Raw genomic sequence first — 1048 nt, 5'->3', positions numbered from 1 at the left:
AGGGCTCTGACTTCTTGTAAGCACACGGTTTCAGGTTCTATTTCACTCCCCTCCCGGGGTGCTTTTCACCTTTCCCTCACGGTACTGCTTCACTATCGGTCGCCAGAGAGTATTTAGCCTTGGCAGATGGTCCTGCCGGATTCATACGGGGTTTCACGTGCCCCGCACTACTCGGGATCCGTCTCGGAGGGAATACACTTTCGGCTACAGGGCTTTTACCTCTTCTAGCGGGCCTTTCCAGACCTCTTCACCTACCATATTCCTTTGTAACTCCATGTGAGACGTCCCACAACCCCAGGAAGCAAGCTTCCTGGTTTGGGCTAATCCGCGTTCGCTCGCCGCTACTGACGGAATCACTATTGTTTTCTCTTCCTCAGGGTACTTAGATGTTTCAGTTCCCCTGGTATGCCTCTCATTCACCTATGTATTCAGTGAATAGTGACTGCCAATTACGACAGCCGGGTTTCCCCATTCGGACATCCCCGGATCGAAGCTTGCTTACAGCTCCCCGAGGCATTTCGTCGTTCGCCACGTCCTTCGTCGGCTTCTGGCGCCTAGGCATCCTCCGTGTGCTCTTAGTAGCTTAACCATTGCTCATGTACCGGGCTTTCGGCTCTGTTGCTCATCTGTTTCTTGATTGGAATAAACCATTCAGAGGTAGAAACAAACTCACAAAGGATCCTCAATCCCGCTACATTTCGCGCTACCATTTATTCTTCGCTTGTTGACACAAGCTCAGCTAAAAGGAATGTTCTAAAACGCAATGTTTCGTTTCGGTATCCAGTTTTCAAGGTGCAACGCTGTTTCTGTGAAACAGCATCCTGTTTGAAATTCGGTTCATCTCTGAATGAATTTCATGCAGTATTTATTGAGAGTTTGAGCTCTCAAAACTGAGCAACGAGTGAGTTAAAAGCTTTGCGAAGCAAAGCTACTTCGGAAGCCTAAGCTCCGTTATTTGAATGCTTCCGTTGCAGGAAGCGATTCTCCATAGAAAGGAGGTGATCCAGCCGCACCTTCCGATACGGCTACCTTGTTACGACTTCACCCC

At 49.1% G+C, this 1048-nt stretch carries 2 rRNA genes; both read right to left on the bottom strand.

What is annotated here, in order from left to right:
* A 23S ribosomal RNA gene (locus ACI1P2_RS31375) occupies positions 1-589 on the bottom strand; the annotation flags it as partial.
* A 402-nt stretch (positions 590-991) separates the two neighbouring features.
* A 16S ribosomal RNA gene (locus tag ACI1P2_RS31370) occupies positions 992-1048 on the bottom strand; the annotation flags it as partial.

Source organism: Paenibacillus jiangxiensis, assembly GCF_046098255.1.
In the GTDB taxonomy this organism is placed as follows: Bacteria; Bacillota; Bacilli; order Paenibacillales; family Paenibacillaceae; genus Paenibacillus; species Paenibacillus jiagnxiensis.
The sequence above is the reverse complement of the archived record's forward strand: the minus strand, read 5'-3'. Positions and strand labels throughout refer to the sequence as shown.